At 68.7% G+C, this 23,562-nt stretch carries 21 protein-coding genes, 1 other RNA gene and 1 riboswitch; of the genes, 5 read left to right on the forward strand and 17 right to left on the reverse strand.

Features of this window, described 5'->3' with window-relative positions; genetic code table 11:
* Window positions 1-45: 45 nt before the first annotated feature.
* Window positions 46-405, reverse strand: an RNA gene (rnpB, locus tag J7J50_RS21660) — RNase P RNA component class A.
* 100 nt (window positions 406-505) lie between these two features.
* Between rnpB and J7J50_RS21665 the strand changes: the two genes are divergently transcribed.
* Window positions 506-847 (forward strand): hypothetical protein, encoded by a 342-nt coding sequence (locus J7J50_RS21665; RefSeq protein ID WP_215059400.1) that lies wholly within the window; start codon window positions 506-508, stop codon window positions 845-847.
* A 10-nt stretch (window positions 848-857) separates the two neighbouring features.
* Here J7J50_RS21665 and rsmI read toward each other — a convergent pair whose 3' ends face one another.
* The gene (gene rsmI / locus J7J50_RS21670) at window positions 858-1,685 is read right to left on the reverse strand and encodes a 16S rRNA (cytidine(1402)-2'-O)-methyltransferase (RefSeq protein ID WP_215059403.1); all 828 of its coding nucleotides are present in this window, start codon (window positions 1,683-1,685) and stop codon (window positions 858-860) included.
* A 234-nt stretch (window positions 1,686-1,919) separates the two neighbouring features.
* Here rsmI and J7J50_RS21675 point away from each other — a divergent pair, with 234 nt between their 5' ends.
* The 4 genes from J7J50_RS21675 to J7J50_RS21690 all read left to right on the forward strand — a co-directional run bounded on the left by J7J50_RS21675 (window position 1,920) and on the right by J7J50_RS21690 (window position 5,995).
* Entirely contained in the window at window positions 1,920-3,275 is a 1,356-nt protein-coding gene (locus J7J50_RS21675; protein WP_251047327.1) for a penicillin-binding protein activator, read from the forward strand.
* Window positions 3,259-3,672 (forward strand): YraN family protein, encoded by a 414-nt coding sequence (locus J7J50_RS21680; protein WP_215059407.1) that lies wholly within the window; start codon window positions 3,259-3,261, stop codon window positions 3,670-3,672. The genes J7J50_RS21675 and J7J50_RS21680 overlap by 17 nt, the downstream gene beginning before the upstream one ends.
* A gap of 395 nt (window positions 3,673-4,067) precedes the next feature.
* Window positions 4,068-4,610 (forward strand): metal-dependent hydrolase, encoded by a 543-nt coding sequence (locus tag J7J50_RS21685; protein WP_215059409.1) that lies wholly within the window; start codon window positions 4,068-4,070, stop codon window positions 4,608-4,610.
* Complete coding sequence (locus tag J7J50_RS21690; RefSeq protein WP_215059411.1) at window positions 4,607-5,995, forward strand: FAD-linked oxidase C-terminal domain-containing protein; 1,389 nt, start codon at window positions 4,607-4,609, stop codon at window positions 5,993-5,995. Before J7J50_RS21685 ends, J7J50_RS21690 begins: the two co-directional genes overlap by 4 nt.
* A gap of 121 nt (window positions 5,996-6,116) precedes the next feature.
* On the opposite strand, the gene J7J50_RS21695 is transcribed toward J7J50_RS21690, so the two are convergent.
* The 15 genes from J7J50_RS21695 to glyA all read right to left on the reverse strand — a co-directional run bounded on the left by J7J50_RS21695 (window position 6,117) and on the right by glyA (window position 23,423).
* Window positions 6,117-7,289: a hypothetical protein gene (locus J7J50_RS21695; protein ID WP_215059413.1), complete on the reverse strand. Its 1,173-nt coding sequence runs from the start codon at window positions 7,287-7,289 to the stop codon at window positions 6,117-6,119.
* Window positions 7,290-7,494: 205 nt separating this feature from the next.
* Complete coding sequence (locus J7J50_RS21700; protein WP_215059415.1) at window positions 7,495-8,898, reverse strand: YadA-like family protein; 1,404 nt, start codon at window positions 8,896-8,898, stop codon at window positions 7,495-7,497.
* A 52-nt stretch (window positions 8,899-8,950) separates the two neighbouring features.
* Complete coding sequence (locus J7J50_RS21705) at window positions 8,951-10,021, reverse strand: hypothetical protein (RefSeq protein WP_215059416.1); 1,071 nt, start codon at window positions 10,019-10,021, stop codon at window positions 8,951-8,953.
* Between the two features lie 96 nt (window positions 10,022-10,117).
* Window positions 10,118-10,852 (reverse strand): response regulator transcription factor, encoded by a 735-nt coding sequence (locus J7J50_RS21710; protein WP_215059418.1) that lies wholly within the window; start codon window positions 10,850-10,852, stop codon window positions 10,118-10,120.
* Window positions 10,853-10,902: 50 nt separating this feature from the next.
* The gene (locus J7J50_RS21715; RefSeq protein ID WP_215059420.1) at window positions 10,903-13,767 is read right to left on the reverse strand and encodes an ATP-binding protein; all 2,865 of its coding nucleotides are present in this window, start codon (window positions 13,765-13,767) and stop codon (window positions 10,903-10,905) included.
* 219 nt (window positions 13,768-13,986) lie between these two features.
* Window positions 13,987-15,009: a thiamine-phosphate kinase gene (thiL, locus tag J7J50_RS21720; RefSeq protein WP_215059422.1), complete on the reverse strand. Its 1,023-nt coding sequence runs from the start codon at window positions 15,007-15,009 to the stop codon at window positions 13,987-13,989.
* Between the two features lie 51 nt (window positions 15,010-15,060).
* Window positions 15,061-15,522, reverse strand: coding sequence for a transcription antitermination factor NusB (gene nusB, locus J7J50_RS21725; protein WP_057944130.1), 462 nt, complete (start codon window positions 15,520-15,522; stop codon window positions 15,061-15,063).
* On the reverse strand, window positions 15,519-15,986 hold the full coding sequence (ribH, locus tag J7J50_RS21730) for a 6,7-dimethyl-8-ribityllumazine synthase (protein WP_215059424.1): 468 nt from the start codon (window positions 15,984-15,986) through the stop codon (window positions 15,519-15,521). Before ribH ends, nusB begins: the two co-directional genes overlap by 4 nt.
* Window positions 15,987-16,242: 256 nt before the next feature.
* Entirely contained in the window at window positions 16,243-17,418 is a 1,176-nt protein-coding gene (ribB, locus tag J7J50_RS21735; protein ID WP_215059427.1) for a 3,4-dihydroxy-2-butanone-4-phosphate synthase, read from the reverse strand.
* Window positions 17,415-18,026, reverse strand: a complete 612-nt coding sequence (locus J7J50_RS21740) for a riboflavin synthase (RefSeq protein ID WP_215059429.1) — start codon at window positions 18,024-18,026, stop codon at window positions 17,415-17,417. The genes ribB and J7J50_RS21740 overlap by 4 nt, the downstream gene beginning before the upstream one ends.
* 197 nt (window positions 18,027-18,223) lie before the next feature.
* A riboswitch (FMN riboswitch) is annotated at window positions 18,224-18,388 on the reverse strand.
* Window positions 18,389-18,885: 497 nt separating this feature from the next.
* Window positions 18,886-19,662 (reverse strand): methyltransferase domain-containing protein, encoded by a 777-nt coding sequence (locus tag J7J50_RS21745; protein ID WP_215059430.1) that lies wholly within the window; start codon window positions 19,660-19,662, stop codon window positions 18,886-18,888.
* 196 nt (window positions 19,663-19,858) lie between these two features.
* Entirely contained in the window at window positions 19,859-20,959 is a 1,101-nt protein-coding gene (ribD, locus tag J7J50_RS21750) for a bifunctional diaminohydroxyphosphoribosylaminopyrimidine deaminase/5-amino-6-(5-phosphoribosylamino)uracil reductase RibD (RefSeq protein WP_215059432.1), read from the reverse strand.
* A gap of 168 nt (window positions 20,960-21,127) precedes the next feature.
* The gene (gene nrdR, locus J7J50_RS21755; protein ID WP_215059434.1) at window positions 21,128-21,646 is read right to left on the reverse strand and encodes a transcriptional regulator NrdR; all 519 of its coding nucleotides are present in this window, start codon (window positions 21,644-21,646) and stop codon (window positions 21,128-21,130) included.
* 2 nt (window positions 21,647-21,648) lie between these two features.
* Window positions 21,649-22,056 (reverse strand): four helix bundle protein, encoded by a 408-nt coding sequence (locus J7J50_RS21760; protein ID WP_215059436.1) that lies wholly within the window; start codon window positions 22,054-22,056, stop codon window positions 21,649-21,651.
* Between the two features lie 77 nt (window positions 22,057-22,133).
* Window positions 22,134-23,423, reverse strand: coding sequence for a serine hydroxymethyltransferase (gene glyA / locus J7J50_RS21765; RefSeq protein ID WP_215059438.1), 1,290 nt, complete (start codon window positions 23,421-23,423; stop codon window positions 22,134-22,136).
* Window positions 23,424-23,562: the final 139 nt, after the last annotated feature.

Here is a 23,562-nt window from a genome sequence, read left to right on the forward strand (position 1 = left end):
TTTGCAAAGCAAACTTTGGGGCTTTTCCTGGCGCAGCCAAGAAAAGCGCGAAGTAGGCCGATAAGCCGGGTTCTGTCGTGGACAGTCATTCCTCTAGGCGCAACGTCACCGTTACGCTCAAGCAACCTACCCGGAGACATCGCGGGCCGCGACATAGTCTCCCTATTTGGTTTTGCTCCCGGTGGGGTTTGCCGTGCCGGTCTGTTGCCAGACTCGCGGTGCGCTCTTACCGCACCGTTTCACCCTTACCACGCACCCTTGCGGGCCGTTCGGCGGTCTGCTCTCTGTTGCACTTTCCGTCGGCTCGCGCCGCCCAGGCGTTACCTGGCACCGTGCCCTGTGGAGCCCGGACTTTCCTCGGCACCGGATCTTGCGACCCGATGACGCGACTGCCTGGCCTACTTCGCGCCGGCATTGTCGCACGCGCACGCGCCCAACCGCCGTCGCGCAGTTAAATTGGCCGATACCGCGCATCCCGCGCGCCGCGGCAAGGATCGGCCGGCCCATGCAAAGCGACGACCCCGAAGACCACTATCCGCTCTACCCGCGCGGCATGCTCCGCCGCGCCGGCCTGCTCGACGCGCAAAGCCTCGCCGCGCGCCTGCCCGACTGGACCGAGGAAGAACTGCAGGCCGCGTTCTGGCCGGCCTACGGCTCGATCCGCCTAACCGAAATCGACGGCGAGCATTCCTTCAGCATCGACGGCGGCGAACGCACGCTTCGGGTCAACGGCCTGCCGATCTTCATCTCCGAAGACCGCTGGTCCTTCGAAGTGGTGGCTGGGCCGGAACTGCTGGATCAACTGGTCGCGGCGATGCGGCCCCTGCGCAAACCGCCGCCGGGCTGATCGACGGCGTTTATTCGCCGCTGCCGTACAAGGCCTTGCGCGGCGCCCCGCTCAGCTCCGCCGCCAGCTTCGCCGCGGTGGACGGCGGCAGGTGCTCGCTGAGCTTGGCGTAGATGCGCTTGCCTTCGATCACCTTGGCATCGGCATCGTCGCCGGCGCCTTCGACGATCACCACGAACTCGCCCTTGCGCTGATTGGGATCGGCCTTCACCCGCGCCGCCAGTTCGACCAGCGGGCCGTCGAGCACGGTCTCGAACAGTTTCGTCAGCTCGCGCGCGATCACCGCCACGCGCTGTTCGCCGAACGCCGCCGCCATGTCGTCCAGGGTTTCCTCGATGCGGTGCGCCGACTCGTAGAACAACAACGTCTGCGGCTCGGCCGCCAGCCGGGTCAGGCGCTCGCGCCGCGCCGAGGTCTTGGCCGGCAGAAAACCTTCGAAACTGAACCGGTCCGAGGCCAGGCCGGCGACGCTGAGCGCGGCGATCGCGGCGCAAGCGCCCGGCACCGGCGAAACCCGGATGCCGGCGGCGCGCGCGGCGCGGACCAACCGATAGCCCGGATCGCTGACCAAAGGCGTGCCCGCATCGGACACCAATGCCAACGATTCGCCCGCCTGCAAACGCGCCACCAACTGCGCCGCCTGTTGTTCCTCGTTGTGCTGATGCAAGGCCAGCAACGGCCGCTCCAGGCCGAAATGCGACAGCAACTGGCGGGTATGGCGCGTGTCCTCGGCGCAGATCGCCGCCACGCTGCGCAAGGTTTCCAGCGCGCGCGGAGTGAGGTCGCCGAGATTGCCGATCGGGGTGGCGACGATATGTAAGGTGGCGGGAGTCTGCATCGTGCTCAACTGAATGAAATCGCTTGGCCGGGCGGCGCCGGGCGCGCCAGAGCCGGACCGGCGCGCGCGCTGGATGCCGTACCCGCCGTCCAGCGCCGTACCTGAAGCCGGGGCGGCGCGAATGATTCACCGCTACCCAGGCCGGGTAGAATCCTAACCGGTCCCATAGGAACGCCGCTGCGCGGCGAATGCAAGCCGATGACTTATAAGAAAAACCGGCCCGCTTTGACATGGATGTTCAGTGCTTTGGCGGCGACCGCGCTGTTGGGCGGCTGCGCCAGCGTGGAAACCCGGCCCACCGCCGCGGTCAGCGCGTCCAACCCGATCGTAGCCCAGGCCGGCCATCTGGCCGGCAAGCACGCCGGCCTGACCGGCGCCGAACGCGCCGCGAACGAACAACAGATCGATCGCCTGCTGACCCAGCTCGACGACGCCACCTTGAGCCGCGAAGCCAACGCGCTGCCGGCCGGCGATCCGCTGTACAACTTCGTCGGCCGCGCGCTGATGAAGCGCGGACTGCCGCTGCCGCGCCCGTTCGACCGCAGCTCGGACTGGCGCTTCAACGCCGGCCAGCGACCGCCCGCGGAAGCCGACGGCTACCGCCCGCCGGTGAAACTGGCGGTGCTGCTGCCGTCCAGCGGCCCGAGCATGATCGCCGGCGCGTCGGTGCGCGACGGCTTGAACGCGGCCTACTACGGCGAAACCCGGCGCCGCCCGGAAATCAATTTCTACGACACCGGCAGCACCGGCGGCGGCACCCTCGCCGCCTACGACAAGGCCGTGGCCGACGGCAACGATTTCGTCATCGGCCCGCTCGGCCGCGACGAAGTCAGCGCCCTGTTCGCCAAGGGCGCGTTGCCGGTGCCGGTGCTCGCGCTCAATCGCGGCAATGTGGCGCCGCCCAGCGGCAACGTCAGTTTCTCGCTGACGCCGGAAGACGAAGGCCTGGCCGCGGCCGACTACCTGCTCGAACGCAAGGTCAAGCGCGTGCTCGCCATCGACGGCGGCGACGACGGCCAGCGCCGCGCGATCGCCGCGCTGAAGGAACGCCTGGCCGGCGCCGGCGCCGTGCTCACCGACAGCGTCAGCGAAGGCACCGCCGACCTGGGCCCGTTCGTGGCCAAGGAAGGCGGCGTCGATGCGGTGTTCCTCGCGGTCAAGGGCAGCTCGGCGCGCACTCTGGTGCCCAAGCTGGCGATGGTCGGCCTGTCCGACAAACCGCGCGTGGCGACCTCGCAAGTGCTGCAGGGCACCGGCAAGCCGGAGCAGGACCGCGTCCTCGACGGCATCGCCTTCCCCTCGGAAACCTGGACCACCGGCGGCATCCGCGGCCTGTCGCCGGCGGTCGGCGTCGCCCAGACGCTGCCGACCGCGCGCGGCCCCGGCGGCGCGCGCCTGTTCGCCTTCGGCTACGACGCCTGGCAGCTCAGCGCTTATCTCGAACGCCTGGCTTCGCGTCCGGATGCCTACATCGCCGGCGCGACCGGCGTGCTGCGCATCGACGGCGGCGGCACCGTGCTGCGCACGCCGGCGTGGTCCACCTTCAGCAGCGGCGTCGCGGTGCCGCTGGCGGATGCCTCGCGCCGCTGATCCGGCGGCCGGTCCGGCGCGCACCGCGCCGGATCGTCGCGGCCGCGGCGCCGCGGTCGAAGCCGCGGCGCGCGCGCATCTGCTCGAACACGGCCTGCGCGCCGTCGCCGCCAACGCCAACTACCGTTTCGGCGAACTCGATCTGGTCGTGCTCGACGGCGCCACCGTGGTCTTCGTCGAAGTGCGCTACCGCCGCGACGATCGCTTCGGCGGCGGCGCGGGCTCGGTGGACGCGCGCAAACGCCGCAAGCTGGTGCTGGCCGCGCAAGCGTTCCTGCTCGCTCATCCGCGTTATGCCGACTGTCCGTGCCGCTTCGATGTGATTCAGGCCGATGGCGATCCGGCGCAGCCTCGCTTGCACTGGCTGCGCGACGCGTTTCGCGCCGACGACGTCTAGCGCTGCTGCTCTTGTGCTTTGCTGTTGTGGGAGGGGCTTCAGCCCCGATGCCTTTCGATCAGATCGCGCGATTGCGGAGTCTGGCGACCTGATCGAAGAGCATCGGGGCTGAAGCCCCTCCCACAAAAGAGGCACAAAAGATTTCGCCGGGCCGCGGCGATGCCATCAGAGTGCGCGATTACGGAAAAGTCTGGCGACCTGATCGAAAGGCATCGGGGCTGAAGCCCCTCCTACAAAAGAGGCACAAAAGATTTCGCCGGGCCGCGGCGATGCCATCAGATTGCGCGATTGCGGAAAAGTCTGGCGATCTGACCGAAAGGCATCGGGGCTGAAGCCCCTCCTACAAAAGAGGTACAAAAGATTTCGCCGGGCCGCGGCGATACCATGAGCCCACTATGCCGACCATCATGACCCACGCCGTGGTTCCGCTCGCCCTGGGCTGGGCGCTGGGCCCGCGCACGATTCCACCGCGGCTGTTGGTCGCCGGCGCGATCGCGGCGATGCTGCCCGACGCCGACGTGGTCGCGTTCAAGCTCGGCATCGCCTACGCGGACGACTTCGGCCATCGCGGCGCCAGCCATTCCTTCGCCTTCGCGGCGGTCCTCGCCGTATTCGGCGCGCTGGCTTCGCGCTGGTTGCGCGCGCCGCCGTCGCGCGCGGCCTTGTGGCTGTTCGTCTGCGCCGCCTCGCATCCGCTGCTGGATGCGCTGACCGACGGCGGCCTCGGCGTGGCGCTGTATTGGCCATGGTCGGACGCGCGCATCTTCGCGCCGTGGCGTCCTATCGAGGTCTCGCCGATCGGCGCGCGTTTCTTCAGCGTACGCGGACTGCAGGTGCTGTGGTCGGAAGCACGCTGGATCGTGCTGCCCGCGCTCGCCGTCGGCGCACTCGGCGCGAGCTTGCGACGGATGTCGATGCGCGCGGAACCGGCGCGATGAGCAGCCGCCTGCCGCCGGCCTTGCACGAGGAACTCGCGCAGTTGCTCGGCGATGCCTGGCTGACCGATCCGGGCGACCGGCTGTCCTACGCCTACGACAATTCGCGCCGGCAAGCGCTGCCCGATGCGGTCGCGTTGCCGCGCAATCGCGAGCAAGTGCAGGCGCTGGTGCGCGCGTGCCGGCGCCATCGCGTGCCGGTGGTCGCGCGCGGACGCGGCACCAACACCACCGGCGCGTCGGTGCCGATCGCCGGCGGCGTGGTGGTCTCGTTCGAGCGCATGAACCGCATCGTCGAAATCCGTCCCGGCGATCGCTGCGCGATCGTCGAACCCGGCGTGCTCAACGGCGATCTGCAGACCGCGCTCAAGGCCCACGGTCTGTTCTGGCCGCCCGACCCGACCAGCGCGGCGTTCAGCACCGTCGGCGGCAACCTCGCCTGCAACGCCGGCGGCCCGCGCGCGGTGAAATACGGCGCCAGCCGCGACAACGTGCTGGCGCTGACCGCGGTGACCGGCGCGGGCGAATTGATCGTGTGCGGCACGGCCACGACCAAGGGCTCGACCGGGTACGACTTGCATCGTCTTCTGGTCGGCAGCGAAGGCACGCTGGCCCTGATCGTCGAAGCCAGCCTGCGCCTGACGCCGTCGGCGCCGGCGCGTGCGGCGGTGCGCGCGATCTATCGCGACGTGTCGTCGGCCGCGCTCGCGGTCGCGCGGCTGATGGCGCAACCGGTGACGCCGTCGATGCTGGAATTCATGGACGCGCACGCGGTGCAGCTGGCGCGCGACGTCGGCGGCGCCGATCTGCCGCACGAAGCCGGCGCCTTGCTGATGATCGAGGCCGACGGCGATGCGCAGACCCTGCCGTACTCGATCGAGGCCTTGAAACGCGCCGCCGCCGGCGACGGCCTGCTCTGGCTCGACGATGCCGCCGACGAAGCCGCGCGCGAAAAACTCTGGGCCGCGCGCAAGGCGCTGTCGCCGTCGCTGCGCACGCTGGCGCCGGGCAAGATCAACGAAGACGTGGTGGTGCCGGTCTCGCGCATTCCGCAACTGGTCGATGGCGTGCAGGCGCTGTCGCGCGAATTCGACTTGCCGATCGTGTGCTTCGGCCACGCCGGCAACGGCAACCTGCACGTCAACCTGCTTTACGACCCGGCCGACGAATCGCAGAACCAGCGCGGCCACCGCGCGATGAACCGCGTGTTCGAACTGGCGCTGGCGCTGGGCGGCACCTTGTCGGGCGAACACGGCATCGGCCTGGCCAAGCGCGAGTTCATGCCGCAGGCGGTGGGCGTGCAGACGCTGGCGTTGATGCGGCAGTTGAAGACGGTGTTCGATCCGGACGGCATCCTCAATCCGGGCAAGTTGCTGCCGGACGAATGAGTCGCCGATACGATGCGGTTGCTGCTTTCGCGGCGTCGGCGCGACGATTGAAACATCGAAACGGAACCATGCTGGATCTGGATCGCGGACTCGAACGTTCCCGCCTGCTCACCGGCGCGGCTCACAACATCCGCACGCCCGGCAGATCGCGAAAGTACGCCGATACATCACCCGCGCTGAGTTCGGCATGCCCCGGACGCCCCGGCTGACCGTCGGGAGCGGACGAGCCGTAACTGCCGTAACGCCCGCTGCGACCCGAATGGCTGCCACCGCCGCCGCTGCCCTGGCTGCCGCCGCTGCCGCCTTCGCCGCCCGGGCCGGGACGGCCGCCGGAAACGTCGAAACGCAGCAACTGCGCGAGTTCCGGATAACGCCGGTCGTAGATCAATTCGATCCCGCCGCCGTCGCCGCCGATGCCGCCGGGCGCGCCGTAACCGCCATCGCCTCCGTCGCCGCCATCGCCGCCGTAACCCGGGCGATCCTTGTCGCCTTCGCCGCGTCCGCCATCGCCGCCGCTGCCGCCCATGCCGCCGTCGCCGCCCGCGCCGCCGATGCCGCCGGTCGCGAGCAAGGTCAGCGGACGATCCGCCGGCGCCAGCACGAAGTCCTCGAAATCGCCGAGCACGCGCACCGCGATCAGCTTCGGATACCGCCGCGTACTCGCATAGGTCGCGTACATGCGCAGCCGCGGCCCTTGGAAACCCGGGCCGCCCGGCATGCCGTCGCCGCCGCGACCGCCGCTTTGTCCGCCCTGCCCGTCGTAACCGCTGCGCCCGTCGCTGCCGCTGAAACCACTGGCGCCGTCCGCGCCCGACGGCCCAGGTCCGCCGGGCGCGCCGACGCTGGCGATGCAGCGGTAATCGGCCAGGTAATGCCGCGTCTGCGCCAACGACGCGGTCGGGTGCAGCAACTGCGTGCTGATCGCGAAACCGCTGTCCACCGTCGCCAGCACATCCGGATCGGGCGCGAACCAACCCAGTTCGTCGAACCGTCCCTGCGCGCTTGCAAAAACGAAATTACGGAAATCCAGCATGCCGTTGCGGCGCGTGCCGTTGCCGCCGCTCCAGGTCTCGAAGCTCGCCGGCGCCGGCTGGCGCGGCAACTGCGCGGTGACCACCACGTGCATCTGCACCGGCTGGCGCGGGCAGATCGTGTTCACCCCGGGGCCGATGTCGCTCTGGATCCCGCTGACCTTGGCGTCCTGCAGATGGACGGTGTTGATGCCGGCGATCGAACGCATCGCGCCGCAGCCGCTGAGTCCCAGCGCCGCGGCGATGCCGACGAATGCACACACCTGATGACGACGCCGGTGGAAGGAAACGGAACTCGACGCGGCGTGGCGCATGGGCGTGGGCTATGAAGGGTCGGGGCTCAGACTCGCATCGGCGCGATGAAAGCGGTCTGAACTTTTCCGGGCGATCGACCCAACCGATGGCATGGTGGTGCCGCGACGCGTTCCGCCCGCGTCGGAGCCGAAGACACGGCCCGCGACCGGCCGCTTACAGGTCCAGGCCGAAACCCATGCCTCCGGAGCGTTCGCCGCCGCTGAACGCCGCGCCCAGCGAGAACGAAGCGCGTTCGCCCACTCGCCGGCCGTAGCCCAGCGACACGGCTTGTTCGCCGCCCTGGAAACCGGCGCCGATCGCGATGCGTCCACGCCGGCTCTGGCCGCCGGCGGTATTGACCGCCATGTTGAGCATGGCCGCGCTCATCGCGCCCTGGCGATCCATGCGCCGGTCCTGATCGCGGAAACGGTCGTCGACCCGATCGCGGAACGCATCGAAATCTCCGGCCAGATGCGCCAGTTCGCCGACCCGCCGATCCGTGTAGCTGCGCGCCGAGGACAAGGTCGCGGCATCGCCGGCCGCGGCATCGTCGCGGATCGCCGCCTCGCGATTGTCGGTGTATGCGTTCGCCGCGGTGCCGCCGGTGGCCACCGCCGTGTCCGTGTATGCGTTCGCGGTGGCCAGCGTGGAGCGCAACTGATCGACATTGACCGCATCGCTACCCTGGGTGCCGGCGGCGACGTTGACTATCTGTCGCTCCGCGCCGACCGCGCCGACCGACAGCGTGTTGCCGCGATCGGCGATCGAACCATGCCCGATCGCCGTGCTGTAGTCGGCCAGCGCCTGGCTGCCGTGCCCGAAGGCGCTGCTTTGCAAGCCGCGGGCGGAGTTGTTGAAACCGAACGCGCTGGCTTCCTCGCCGTCGGCATAGTTGTTCGCGCCGACCGCGCTGCCATAGCGCGAAAAGACCGAGTTGGCGCTGCCGATCGCGCTGCCGAATTCGCGATCGGAATAGTTCGAGGTCCCCAGCGCCGTGCCGGAAGTGGCGTTGACGGTATTGCTCGCCCCCACCGCGGTGCCGCGATAGCCATTGGCCCTGTTGTCGAAACCCACGGCCGTGCCGTACAGACCGCCGACCTGGTTGCGCGAGCCCAATGCGCTGCCGTAGTCCCGGGTCACGTTATTGCTCTCGCCGAACGCGCTGCTGTAGTTTCCGTAGGCGGTGTTGCCCACGCCGAACGCGCTGGCGCTGCTGGCGCCGACCCCATTGTTGTTGCCGAACGCGCTCGAGTTCGCGCCGCTCGCTTTGTTCGACAGCCCCACCGCCAGGCTCTGTTTCGCATAGGCGTGATTGCTCTTCCCGAGCGCCACGCTCGATTCGCCGCTGGCGTTGTTGCCGTAGCCGTAGGCGCTGCCGTCCGCGTGGCAGGTCGTGTTTTCGAAACCATGCTCGTTACCGGCATTGGTTCCCGGCGCGGGATTGATCGCCAAACCCAAATCGTCGCGGCACAGGTCGTCGGCGGCGTGCGCTGGAAACGCCGCGGTGACGGCTATCGAAATGGAAAGCAGCAAGACGCGGCGGGCATGACCGGCCGAACCACCATTCAACGCATGCATTGTCTGACTCCTTTCGAACCGTTACCGCGACCCGAACGCCGGGGCCGCGCGATCAGTCGCGCGTACCCTGCCAGTTGCAGCGCGGTTGCCCGCTGCTGCCGACGCGCCAACAACCCAGGAAGCGGTCGCGGCCCTGCAAGGTGAAGGTCACCTCGCCCGACTGCGCGCCTTCGGTCCATCGGCCTTGCCATTGGTCGCCGCGCACCGTGCCCTCGACGCGACCATTGAGCTTCGGGTACTCGCCGATGGCCTTGTCGCCGTCGACGCGGATGGTCATCGGTCCGTACAAGGTGGTCCAACTGCCACCGAAGCCCGCGGCGCCCACCGCGTCGATCGCACGGCTCGCTCCGATCGCGCTGCCCAGGCCCGGCGCGGTCCCCGCCTGCGCCAGATCCTTCACGGGCTTGACGGATAAACCCGTCGACACCTTCCGGCCCAGGGGCTTGGGCGGCGCGGGCGCAGCCGCCAACTCCGGCGCCGGATTGCAGATCGGCAGCAGTTGATCGATGTACAAACCGGAGGTTCCCTGGATGCCGTTGACCAGTTGCCCGGCGGCGCAGCGGTTCTTGACCACCACGCCCGGGCCGTCGGTGATCGGAATCGGGATCAGCGGCGCCTTGGAAATCTCGGAATCCGAGCCGAACGAACGCGCAATGCGATTGGACGAGCCATCGATCGGCACGCAAGTGAACTCTATCGAATGCAGCACGCGCGGATCGCGCGCGTAAGCGATGCGGTAGTCCGCGCCGACCGCCATGCCGTCGGGGCAGCGTTTGCTCAAGGCATCGCCGCCGTTGGATTCGCCGATACGCGGCTGCGCCGCCGGTGGTCCCAAGCGTTGCGCGCTCGCATCCCAGCCCGCGCACAGCAGCGCGATGTTGTCGACCCAGGCGCCGACCCGGCCGGCGAAACCGACCACGACGTGTCGATCCGGGCATTCGATCCGATACGGCACCGCGCCATGCGCGGCCGGCGCGCAATGCGCCATCGCCAATCCCGCCGCGGCCAAGATCAGCCATCGGCCAGCCCGCAGTTCGACCTCGCGCGAACGCACCGCCTCGCCTGCCAGAACTACACCCGAAACCGACATCGAGCCCTGCTTGGATTTCGCCCTGCGCTCCATGTCCACCACCTTCCTGTTCGAGACAGGCGCAGGCTAGGCAGGTCGGATCGGGCTGCCTATCGCATGGTGATGCGACATGATCGCGCTCGACGCGGATCAGACCAGGCCATGCCGCAACGCGTAGGCCGCGGCCTCGGCGACGCTGTGCACTTGCAGCGCGGCGTAGATCCGCCGCACGTGGGTGCGCACGGTGTCCAGCGAGATGTTCAGCGCCCGCGCCACTTGCGGATACGACTGGCCCTTGACCAGTTCGCGCAGCACGTCCAGCTGACGCGGCGTCAATCCCAGATCGGCGGGCAGTTCGTGATTGAAGGCGTGCGCGTTGCCGACGCGGACGAAGTTCATCACCGTCGCCGCCAGTTGCGGCGACAAGGCCGCGCCGTGGCCGGCGACTTGCTCCAACTGCTCGCCGATCTGCGCGCCCAGCGCGCTCTTGAGCAGATAGCCGTCGGCGCCGGCGCAGATCGCGGCGAGCACGCGGTACGGTTCTTCGAACACGGTCAGCACGACCACGCGCACCGCGGGAAACATCGCCTTGAGTTTCCGCGTGGCCTCGATGCCGTCCACTTGCGGCAGGCCGATGTCCATCAGCACCAGATCCCAGGGTTGCGGCTCGCCGCGGCGCTGGGCCTGCGCGGCGCGCGCGAGCAGCGGCTCGGCGGCATGGTAGGCGGCGGTCAGAACGAACCTGGGCAGATGGCGCGCCAGCGTTTCCAGGCTGGCGCGGTAGCGCGGGTCGTCTTCGACCACGGCCACGCGGATCGCTGCAGGTGCGGTGTTCATGCGTTGCACCGTGCCGGTCGCGGCGGCGGCCGGATATCGCATGGGCATGCGACCCACGCCCGCCGTTTGCCGAAAGAGTTGGCGCTCGACCGGTTCATTCATCCACCGAACGGTTCGAAATACACCGCGATGCGGGTGCCGGCGCCCGGCGCGCTGTCCAGTTCCAGGCGCGCGCCGATCGCGCGCGCGCGCTGGCTCATCGTGTCCAGGCCGCTGCGGCGCGCCGGGTGTTCCGGATCGAAGCCGACGCCGTCGTCGTCGATGCGCAGCCGCCAGCCCACGCCCTGCGCGCTCAATTCCACCACCACCTGCGCCGCGTGCGCATGCCGGGCGGCGTTGTGCAGCGCCTCGAGCGCGATCATCAACACGTGCCTGCGCACTTGCGGCCGCACCGTGCCGGACGGAAATTCCTCCGGTCCGCACATGCGCAGTTCCGGCGCCGGCCCCGGCAACAGGCGTCCGGCGTGCTGGGCCAGTTGCGCGGCCAGATCGGCCAGGCCGGCGCGGCTCTCGCGCATGGTCCACACCAGCGAACGCAGGCCGCCGCCGAGCAGCTCGGCGACCGAGGCGATCTCGCCGGCGATCTGGCGCCGCTCGCCCTCGTCGTAACCTTCGCGCGCGGCGACGTTGGCGAGCACGCTGATCGAGCCCAGGCCGGAGCCCATTTCGTCGTGCAGGTCCATGGCGATTTCGTTGCGCTGCCGCTCCAATCGCAGCAGTTGCCGCACCCGCAGTCGATACAGGACGACGCCCACGGCGACCAGCGCGCTCAGCCAGATCAATCGCGCCCACCACGTCGCCCACCACGACGGCGCGACCTGGAACGCGAAGGCCCGCGCCGACGACCAATGCCTGCCGTCCAGACTCGCCTGCATCTGCACGCGATAGTCGCCGGCGGGCAGATCGATCAGTTGCAGGGTCGCCTCGTTGCCCGCCTTCGACCATGGATCGCGATCGGAGGTGCGCGAACGAAAACGCAGCAGACTGCGGTCGCGATAGGTCAGCGCGGCGTATTCCAGGTCGAGCCGGCGCTGTTGCGGCGCCAGGCGCAGCGGCTGGTCCGGATCGTGCTCGCGTCCGTCCAGCGTGACCCGCACCAGCCGCACGTTCGGCGCCGGCGTGCGCAACTGCCGTTCACCGGCCGGCACCGCGATCACGCCACGATTGCCGACCACCCACAAGTCGCCGTTGTCGCGCTCGAAGGCGCCGGTCGCCGCGTTGCCGGGCAAGCCTTGCATCGCGCCGGGTTGTTCGAGTACGCGCCAACCTTGCGCGCACTCGTCGCAAGGGGCCAGCCGCCACAAGCTGCCGCCACCGGCGACCCAATAGCCGCCTCGCGGCGACGCGCGCACCATGCCCATGTAGTTCACCGGCAACGAGTCGTTGCCGGGCAGCCGCCGGATCGTCTCGCCGCGCAGTTCCTGCAAGCCGTTGACGCTGGCGTACCAGTAACGTTGCGCACCGACGCGTTGCAGCGGTCCGGAACCCGACGAGCGCGGCGCGGCGATGCAATGGCGCGGCCGCAGCGGCATCGTCGTATCGGTGCGATACCAGCAGGCCTGGCCGCCGCCGACGCGCAGCAGTTCGTCGCGCTCGGTCAGCGCGATCAAGGTCGGTTCCTGCGGATCGGACGCCGCGACCAGTTCGATCGCGCGGGTATCGGCGCGTTCGATGCCATGCTCGATACCGCGTTCGATCCGAAACAACCCGCCGGTGGTGTTCAACCACCAGCGCCGCTGCGCATCGACGGCGCAGCCGGTGCTCATGAATTCCGGCAACGGCCGTGCCGGTGCCGCGGCCCGGCGCAGGCCGGAGCGGTCGAGGCGATAGATCAGCCCGCCGCGGGTCAGCCATAGTCCGCCCTCGCTGTCCTCGCACGGCACCCCGCCGATCAGCGGACCGGCCAACGGGTCGAGCCTGCGCATCGCGTCCGCGTCGAAACGCACCACGCCGGCCCAGCTCGTCACCCACATCTGTTCGCGATAAGGCGCGGCGCGGAATACATGGTTGGACGGCATGCCTTCCAGTTCGGTCCATTGCCAGGTGCGCGGCCCTGGGAAATGCAGCAGGCCGACGAAGGTGCCCAGCCACAGGCTGGCTTCGCGATCGATCAGCAACGGCCCGCCGCTGGGCACGCCCTGGCGCAGATCCTGCAGGCGCTGGCTGCCGTCGTCGGAGACGGTGACCAACACATGATCCAGCGACAGCCACAAAAGGCCGCCGCGCTCGACCAGATCGATGGCGCGGCCGTGCGGGCGCAGAAAACTGCGCAGGCCGCGCGCGTCCTTGCGCCAGATCAGGGGCGGGATCTTCTCGGTGCGATGGCCGACGAACCAATACGGCGCGTCGCCGCCGCCGGCGACCGCGAACAATCCGGGCTGGCTCAGCAACCGCTGCGCGCTGGCGTCCGGATTCAAGCGCCATGCGCCGCGATCGGTGACCAAGGCGACGCCATCGCGCAGCGGCCACAACCGCCAGGGGATTTCGCCGTCGATCGTCGCCGCCGCGAGCGAATGCCAGCGGCTGTCGGGATCGCGCCGCCACACGCGTTCGCCCAGCACTACCCACAGCCGTCCCTGTGCGTCGAACAAGGCCGCGTTGAGATCGCGCACCGCGCGCCCTTGCGGGCCGCGCCACGGTTCCAGGCTATCGCCGCGGCGCTGGTAAGCGACGCCGACCTTGGTCGCCGCGATCAGTTCATCGCCGCGGGTCACCACGATCATGGTCGGTTCGTGCAGGTGTTCGCGGCCCCAGGACTTGAAGGTGCGTCCGTCGAAGCGAACCAGTCCGCCGAACGTACCCAGCCAGAGGAAGCCGTCGCGGTCCTGCGCCAGCGCCGACACTTCGCCGGAATTCAGGCCCTGGCTCTGATCGTAGAACACCGAATGATTGCGTTGCGCAGCCGCGCGCCCGGCGCACAACGCCGTCAGCAACAGCAGCCAGACCGCAAGGCCTCGTTCCATCGCACTCTGCTGGGCAGACGGGTCGGGCCGAGCTTACGCGCGAGGCCGTGCGCGCGACTGTGCGTGCGATCCAAACATTCGGGCCGGCTGGCCCGGCGGAAGTCTGTGCGGGAGGAATCTCGGCGTCGAGCACCGGTTCCATCGTCACGCTCCGGGAAGACCCACCCTCGCTCTCGGCGAACGCCTCTCATGGGAGAGGCTTCAGCTCTGCATTCCGGATCAGCCGAAGTGCTGGTATCCGAAGCGATCGGGCCGCCACGCCGATCCGTCGGCCAGACGCACATGCAGCGCATGCGCCGCGTCCGTTCCGGGGGCTTGAATCCGGCCGATCACGCGCGCCGGCGTGTCCAGCGCGCTCAAGGCTTGCGCGATCACCGCGCGCTGCCGCGGCGGCGCGGTGAAGCACAGTTCGTAGTCGTCGCCGCCGCTGAGCTGCAAGAATCGGCGCGCATCGCCGCCGCATGCGGCCGACAAGGCCGCGGAAACCGGCAAGGCATCGGCGTCGATGCAGGCGCCGACGTTGGAGGCCGCGCACACATGGCCCAGGTCGGCGAGCAGGCCATCGGAAATATCGATGCCGGCGCGCGCCAGTCCGCGCAAAGCGCGGCCCATCGCGACGCGCGGCGTCGGGCGATGCAGGCGTTCGAACAAACGCGCGGCGTCGGTCTGCGCATCGCCCGCGTTGCGGCGCACCTCGTGTTCGCAATACGGGGCGATGCCGGCGAGCGCCAGCGCCGCGGCGGCGTCGCCGAGCGTGCCGGTGACCCAGATGTCATCGTCGATCTGCGCGGCATCGCGGCGCAAGGCCCAGCCGGGCTCGACGAAACCGATCACGGTCACGCACACCGACAAGGGCCCGCGCGTGGTGTCGCCGCCGACCAGGGCCACGCGGTGTTGCGCCGCCAACTCGACAAAACCATCCAGGAATCCGTCGACGAAGTCCTGCAAGGCATCGCCGCCATCGGCGGGCAACGACAACGACAACGTGCACCAGGCCGGATCGGCGCCCATCGCGGCCAGATCGGACAGATTCACCGCCAGCGCTTTCCAGCCGATATCGGCCGCGGCCGCGTCGTCGCCGAAATGCACGCCGCGGTTGAGCGTGTCGGTGGCGACCACCAACTGCCGGCCCGGCGGCGGCTGCAGCAAAGCGGCGTCGTCGCCGATGCCCAGCACCACGTCCTCGCGCGTCGCCGCGCGGGCGCGGATGCGGGCGATCAGGTCGAATTCGGCTGCGCTCATCGCGATGGTCCCAGCGCGCCCGCGGTGTTCAACCGGCGCGGCGCGAGCGGATCACTTCTTCTTGGAAGCGTTGAATTCCACCGCGCGCCATTGCGCGGCGGCATGGTCGAGCACGCCGTTGACGTAGGTGTGGCCGTGCTCGGCGCCGAAGCGCTTTACCGTTTCGATCGCTTCGTTGATGACCACGCGATACGGCACGTCGGGACGATGGCGCAGTTCGTAGGCGGCGATGCGCAGGGTCGCGCGCTCGATCGGATCGACCTGCTCGATCTCGCGATCCAGGAACGGCGTGAGCGCCTGATCCAGATCGTCCTGATGCTGATCCACGCCGCGCACCAGATCCTCGAAATAGATCAGATCGGCCACTTCGTGGGCCTGCTCGTGGGCGAATTGCGAGATCACGTCGTTGACCTTGGCGCCCGACAGCTGCCAGGCGTACACGGCCTGCAGCGCGCGGCGGCGGGCGCGCGAACGCGCTACGGGGTCGATTCCATCCTGACGGCGGCGATTCATGACAGTTGCTCCAGCAGGTGACTCATTTCCAGCGCGGCCAGCGCCGCTTCCTCGCCCTTGTTGCCGTGGCTGCCGCCGGCGCGGTTTTCCGCGTCCTCGTGGCGCTCCACCGCTAGCACGCCGTTGGCGATGGCCAGGCCGTGATCCAGCGACACGCGCATCAGGCCGTCGGAGCAGCCGTCGGCGACTTGTTCGTAATGGCGGGTGTCGCCGCGCACCACGCAGCCCAGCGCGACCACGGCGGCGTGACGGCCGGCGAGCGCGAGGCGGCGCGCGAGCACCGGCAGTTCCCAGGCGCCGGGGACGCGGATCACGTCGATGGCGTCCTCGGTGACGCCGTGTTCGGCGAAGGTCTTGCGCGCGCCGGCCACCAGGGTATCGGTGATGCGCGGGTTCCAGCGGCTGGCGATGATGGCGTAGCGCGCGCCCGGCGGGCTGCGCAGGTCGCCTTCGTAATGGGGCATGACGGGGTCCGCTGAACTGAGGGGGCTGGACGAAAGGGGGCTAGTTTACCGGGTGCGGGCATTGGCTGCCGGCTGGGTGGGCGGTGGCCGGGGGTTTGCCCGGCCTTTGTTTTTGCTCGTCATTCCCGCGAAGGCGGGAATCCAGGGCCTTTCGTGCGAGGACGTTTGAAGTCGCTGGATGTTCGGCTCCGCCGAAGTAAAGCGGAGCCCGCTTTCGCGGGAATGACTGCATGGAAGAAACGAAGCGCCGCCGACCTCACCCCAGCGACGCGATATCCACGTACTCGACCACTTCCAGGCCGAACCCGGCCAGGCCGATCTGGCGCCGGGGCGTGCCCAGCACGCGCAGCTTGCCCAGGCCGAGGTCGGCCAGGATCTGGCCGCCGGCGCCGTTGCGCCGCCATTCCAGCAGGGCGTGGCCGCGGGTCGGCGGCTCGGTCTGGGCCGGTCCGCCCTGCCCCTCAAACGCGGGCTCGTGCGGGCCGTGCCCGTCCGCGTGCGTGGACGGCTGCTCGCGCACGCGCGCCAGCAAGGCCTCGGCGTCGGCGTGGTCGGCCAGCAGCACCAGCGCGCCGCGGCCTTCGCGCGCGATCGCGGCGAGCACGTCGCCGACCGCCGGGCCGAAGTCCGGACGGCGCCAATGCAACGCGTCGGCCAGCGGGTTCTGCACGTGCACGCGCACCAGCGTCGGCGTGTCCGCGTCGGCAGTGCCGCGGGTCAGGGCGAAGTGCAGCGAATGGGTCAGGCGGTCGCGATAACTCAGCAACTGGAACGGGCCGTGCTCGGTTTCGATCTCGCGCGCATCCACGCGCTCGACCGTGTGCTCGGTGGCCAGGCGATAGCGGATCAATTCCTCGATCGAGCCGATCTTGAGCCCGTGCTCGGCGGCGAAGGCTTCCAGTTGCGGACGCCGCGCCATGCTGCCGTCGGCGTTGAGGATCTCGACCAGCACGCCGGCCGGCTCCAGGCCGGCCAGCAGAGCCAGATCGCTCGCCGCCTCGGTGTGGCCGGCGCGGCTGAGCACGCCGCCGGGCTGCGACATCAGCGGGAAGATGTGACCGGGCTGGGCCAGATCCGACGGCTTGGCGTCGGGCCGCACCGCCGTGCGCACGGTATGCGCGCGGTCGTAGGCGGAAATGCCGGTGGTGACGCCTTCGGCCGCTTCGATGCTGACGGTGAAGTTGGTGTGGTGCGAGGACGTGTTGTCGCGCACCATCGGACCCAGGCCCAGCTGCAGGCAGCGCTCGCGCATCAGCGACAGGCACACCAGTCCGCGGGCGTGGGTGACCATGAAGTTGATGTCGGCCGGACGCACGAGTTCGGCGGCCATGATCAGATCGCCTTCGTTCTCGCGGTCTTCGTCATCGACGATCACCACCATGCGGCCGGCGCGGATTTCCTCCAGCAGTTCGGGAACGCTCGCGAAACTCATGCCGCACCTCCGGGCCGACGCTCGCCGAGCAGACGCTCGACGTAACGGGCCACCAGATCGATTTCCAGATTGACCGCAGCGCCGACGCCGGTCTGCGCGAACGCGGTGTTGTCCACGGTGTGCGGAATCAACGCGACCTCGAACCCTTCGCTATCGACTTCGTTGACCGTCAGGCTGACGCCATCGACGCAGATCGAGCCTTTCTTGGCGATGTAGCGCAGCAGCGGCTGCGGCGCGCGGAAACGCCAGCGCTGCGCGCGCGCGTCCTCGTGCACCGACAGCACCGCGCCGACGCCATCGACGTGGCCGCTGACCATGTGGCCGCCGAGGCGGTCGGTCGGGCGCATCGCGCGTTCCAGGTTGGTCAACGCGCCGGGCTTGAGCGCGCCGAGCGTGGTCAGCGACAGGGTTTCGGTGGAAGCGTCGGCGTCGAACCACTCCGGGCCGAACGCAATCACGGTCAAACACACCCCATTGACCGAAATACTTTCACCCAACTTGGGCTCGGAGAAATCCAGCGTCCCCGTGGCGATGCGCAAGCGCACATCCCCGCCCAGGTCTTGCGTGGCGGCCAGGTTGCCGACGCCTTCGATGATGCCGGTGAACATCAGCGCACCTCCCGATGGAGGGCGCGCGGGCGCGAGGCCGCGCCGGTGTTGCGATTGAACTGGGTCATGAAACGTTTCCCGCATGAAGTGAGCGAAAAACGCCTCAAGGCTATGAAGACAACGCACGACGCGCGGCCGGGGCCGCGGGAGTCGTCTCGCCCGTGCGCGCGAACATGTTCGCGAACGGGCTCGCGCGTAGCCGTCTTCTTTCATCCGGACTGTGACCGTCGGCTCCGGCATTGGACCGGATCTGCTGACCCTGCGGTTCGCGCGGCCGAGGCCGGGACCCGCAGGCGCTCGCGGGCTCGCGCGTCGCCGCGCCTACCGCCGGTGGGGAGTTTCGCCCCGCCCTGAAGACGTTACCTGTGGTGTGCCGGCGAACCGGCGGGGGGAGTTTAGCACCGGGGGGCCGCCGGGCCGTTTGTCCGGGGTTGGCTGGGGGACGGATGGTTTGTTCTGTGGGTGCGGGGGTTTGGCGGGTTTCCGGGCGGTATCGCCTCTCCCGGCCGTCATTCCCGCGAACGCGGGAATCCAGTGTCTTTGCCGTGACCTGCACGAAAGACGCTGGATTCCCGCGTTCGCGGGAATGACGATCTGGAGAGATGGCGCTGAAGTCTCTGGATTCCCGCGTTCGCGGGAATGACGATCTGGAGAGATGGCGCTGAAGTCTCTGGATTCCCGCGTTCGCGGGAATGACGGACTGGAGAGATGGCGCTTAAGTCTCTGGATTCCCGCCTTCGCGGGAATGACGACCTGGGGGCATGACGCTTAAGTCTCCGGATTATTCGGCTTCGCCGAAGTAAAGCGGAGCCCGTCTCCGCGAAAATGGCGACCCCAAAGGGTTACGCCCCCACCTGAATCATTCCGCCTTACGCCGCAAATGCAGATGCAGCGGCCACTGGAGCGTGCGCACGTCCTCGGCCATGCCCCAGGCCTGGGTCAAGGCCGTGCGGTGCATCGCGACCGGGTCGTCGCCGGTCGCGGCGCGGCAGCGCTCGCTGGCCGACAGACTGTTCAGATAGCCCAGGAAACGCCCCAGCCCCCACTCCGCTTCCAGCCACACCGGCGTCGTCGGCAACGCCGCGAACGGCCACGCGTAGCCGGCGTAGCCGTCGCGGACTTCGGCGTTTTCGCGTTGCCAGTATTCGTCGATCTGGAAGCGGAACGCCGCCACCGCCTCGACCATGCCTTCCGGCGCCAGGAAATCGCCGTAGGCCCACGCTGCCAGCACGCCGCCCGGCGCGAGCACGCGATCGCATTCGGCGAAGAAGCGTTCGCGATCGAACCAATGCACGGCCTGGGCCACCGCGACCAGTTGCACGCTGCCATCGGCCAGTTCGGTGCGCTCGCCCGGCTCGATCGCCAGGCTGACCTGTCCGTCGCCGCGCATCGCCGCCTCGCGCGCCCAGTGCTGTTCGATCTGTTGCGCGCTCGGATCGGTCGCATGCACCTGACCGAAATGCGCGGCCAACCCGCGCGTGGCCTGGCCGCTGCCGCAGCCGGGCTCCCACACCCGCGCCTGCGCCGGCACGTGGCGCGCGATCTGCTCGAACAAGGCGGACGGATACTCCGGCCGCGCCGCCGCGTAGGCGCCGGCGATCGCGGAAAAATGGTCCTTGAACGCGTTCTGGCTCATAGGTTGGGGCTGGGAGTGAGTTGAGAGGAGTGAGGAGTGAGTAAGAGCAAGAGCAAGAGCGAAAGCAGCTTGAGTGGGGGCGGTATAGATGCGCTGAAGAGAATCGGCAAAAAAATCAGCAAACCAGCGCCGTCGCAACCGCCAACGAACGCTCTTGATCTAACTCACTCCTCACTCCTCTGAACTCACTCCTCAGCTACCCCAGGCGCCTAGGCCGCAACAACACCCGCGTGTCCTCGCCGAGCCGGCGCACATCGATCACATCCAGTTGCAGCTTGTGGGTCATCGCCTCGATGCCCAGGCCGTCGAACAAGGGCCGCGCGTTCTCGCCGAGCAACACCGGCGCGACGTACAGCAACACCTCATCGACCAGCCCCTGGGCCAGAAACGCGCCGGCCAGGGTGGCGCCGGCTTCCAGCTGGATTTCGTTGACGCCGCGCTCGGCCAACAGCTTGAGCACCGCGTCCAGGTCGATGCGGCCTTCGCGCACCGGCACCGCCGCGTGCTGGGCGCTGAAGTCGCGCGACGGCTTGGCGTCGGGCGCATGCAGGTACAAGGTCGGCGCATCGCCTTCGCGCACGCGGCCGCGCGCGACCGTGGCCAGGCCGGGATCTAGCACCACCCGCAGCGGCGCGACGAAAGCGGTGTCGTCGCCCAGGCGCACGGTCAGCGAAGGATCGTCGGCCAGCACGGTGCCGGCGCCGGTCACGATCGCGCCGCAGCGCGCGCGCCAGTGCTGGACGTCCAGGCGCGAAGCCTCGCCGCTGATCCATTTTGATTCGCCGCTGGCCAGCGCGCTGCGCCCGTCCAGGCTGGTCGCCAGCTTGACCCGCAGCCACGGCCGTCCGCGCTCCACGCGCGAGAGAAAACCGCGATTGAGCGCGCGCGCCTGGGTTTCCATCAGGCCGCTTTCGACCGCGATGCCGGCCGCCTGCAGTTTGGCGAAACCGGCGCCGTCCACTTGCGGGAACGGATCGCGCATCGCCGCGACCACGCGCGCCACGCCGGCCTGAATCAGCGCATCGCTGCACGGCCCGGTGCGGCCGGTGTGCGCGCACGGCTCCAGGGTCACGTAGGCGGTCGCGCCACGTGCGCGTTCGCCGGCCGCGCGCAGCGCATGCACTTCCGCGTGCGGCTCGCCGGCGCGCACGTGCCAGCCCTCGCCGACGATTTCCTCGCCGTGCGCGATCACGCAGCCGACCATCGGATTGGGCTTGGTGGTATAGGCGCCCTTCTCGGCCAGGCGCAGGGCGCGGGCCATGTGGGCGTGATCGGTGGCGCTGAAGTTCGTGGTCATGGCACGCGCTTGAAATGGGGAGCGGCGGAAAATCGGAGATCAGATCGGCGGATGAAACCGCGGCTCGGCGGATGCGTTTTTGGAAAGCCGATCAACAGCGAGACCGAAATCCGATGCCACCGCTTCTCACCGAACGCCGGTCGCACCCGCGCAGCCGCGTTGCGCTGTTCAACGTTTCTTCTTGTCCAACCGCGGCTCGTCCTCGCCCAACAGCGGCAGCTGCCCGTCGCCGGGAATATCGCGTTCCAGCCGGTCGAGTTCCTCGCGGAAGTCGGCCACGTCCTCGAACGAGCGGTACACCGAGGCGAAGCGCACGTAGCCGACATGGTCGAGCTTGCGCAGCTCGGCCATGACGAATTCGCCGATCCGGCGCGAGGCCAGTTCGCGCTCGGCGGTCATGCGCAGTTGATGGACCACCGCGCGCACCGCCGATTCGATCTGTTCTTCCGAGACCGGGCGCTTTTGCAGCGCGCGATCGAAGCCGGCGCGCAGCTTGCGCGCGTCGAAAGCCTCGCGGCGGCCGTCGCCCTTGATGATCACCGGCAGCTTGAGTTCGATCGTCTCGATCGTGCTGAAGCGTTCCCCGCAGGCCTCGCAGACGCGGCGGCGGCGGATGGTCGCGCCGTCGTCGGACACGCGCGAATCGATCACCCGGGTGTCCACGTGCTGGCAGAAAGGACAGTGCATGGTTAGAGCCGGGAATGGGGCGTGGGGAATGGGGAATGATCGGCTCGCGGCAGCTTGGCGCTCAGCGACTTTCTCAGGCTGTGCAGGAGCAGACTCACGGCCCGCACTTGTCCCAATGCCGGCGTCAGCGACGACTCATCGATGAAGCCCAGCCTTGCCGAGAGCAGCACCTGCGTCTGCACCTCCGCCAACGATCCCTTCGCCATCGATAGAAACCTCAAATATTCGCGAGTGCTGCCGCGGGCATTGCCCTCGGCGATACACGATGGAACCGACACGACCGCTCGCTTGAGTTGTGCCGCCAAACCATAGCGTTCTTCAGTGGGGAAGCGATCACAGAGCCGGTACACCGACTCCGCCAACGTCATCGCTTCACGCCAAACCCGCAAATCCCGAAAATCCGTAGTCATTCCGCCCTCCTTGGCGAAACACACGACGGCCGGAACAGCCGCCATTACCCATTCCCTTTATTCCCTGGTTCCCCGCCTTAGCCATACACCGGGAACTGAGCGCACTGCCTGGTCACGTTCTCGCGCACCCCGGCGATGATCTTCTCGTCCTTCGGGTTGTCGAGCACGTCGCAGATCCACTCGGCCAGGGCGACGCAGTCGGGTTCCTTGTAGCCGCGGGTGGTGACGGCCGGGGTGCCGATGCGCAGGCCCGAGGTCACGAAGGGCTTCTGCGGATCGTTGGGCACCGCGTTCTTGTTGACGGTGATGTGGGCGCGGCCGAGCGCGGCTTCCGCGTCCTTGCCGGTGATGCCCTTGCCGATCATGTCCACCAGCATCAGATGGTTCTGGGTGCCGCCGGAAACGATCTTGTAGCCGCGCGCGATGATGGTCTTGGCCATCGCCTGGGCGTTCTTCACGACCTGGGCCTGGTAGTCCTTGAATTCCGGCTCCAGCGCTTCCTTGAACGCCACCGCCTTGGCCGCGATCACGTGCATCAGCGGGCCGCCCTGGATGCCCGGGAAGACGATGCTCTGCAGTTTCTTCTGCATCTCGTCGAAATCCACCGCGCCGTTGCCGGTGTCCACCGACGATTCCCAGCGCTTGGCCACGATGATGCCGCCGCGCGGGCCGCGCAGGGTCTTGTGGGTGGTCGAGGTGACCACGTGCGCGTGCGGCACCGGGCTGGGGTAGACGCCGGCGGCGATCAGGCCGGCGACGTGAGCCATGTCCACGAACAGGTAGGCGCCGATCTTGTCCGCGATGGCGCGGAAGCGCGCCCAGTCCACCACCTGCGAGTAGGCGCTGAAGCCGGCCACGACCATCTTCGGCTTGTGCTCCAGGGCCAGGCGCTCGACTTCGTCGTAATCGATCAGGCCCTGCTCGTTGACGCCGTACTGCACGGCGTTGAACAGCTTGCCGCTGGCGTTGACCTTGGCGCCGTGGGTCAGGTGGCCGCCGTGGGCCAGGCTCATGCCCAGAATGGTGTCGCCCGGGTTGAGCAGGGCGAAATACACCGCCTGGTTGGCCTGCGAGCCCGAATGCGGCTGCACGTTGCCGTAATCGGCGTCGAACAGCTGCTTGACCCGGTCGATCGCCAGCTGCTCGGCGACGTCCACGTATTCGCAGCCGCCGTAATAGCGCTTGCCCGGGTAGCCCTCGGCGTATTTGTTCGTCAGCACGCTGCCCTGGGCCTCCAGCACGCGCGGGCTGGCGTAGTTTTCCGAGGCGATCAGTTCGACGTGGTCTTCCTGGCGACGCGCCTCGTCGGCGATGGCCTGGGCGAGTTCATCGTCGAATCCGGCAATACGGGTGTGGCTGGGAAACATTCGCGGCCTCGGGGAAAGAGCGGACGGGGAAGGGGGAGGAGGTCTATCGGCCGGGCCGGCAAGGCAGGCGGTGGCGTTAACGTGCCGGTGGCTTGAGGCAAGACTTGAAATGTTAGCCTAGGGGCGTATGGCGGCCAAC

It is taken from the genome of Lysobacter sp. ISL-50 (genome assembly GCF_018612875.1).
Taxonomy (GTDB): domain Bacteria; phylum Pseudomonadota; class Gammaproteobacteria; order Xanthomonadales; family Xanthomonadaceae; genus Lysobacter.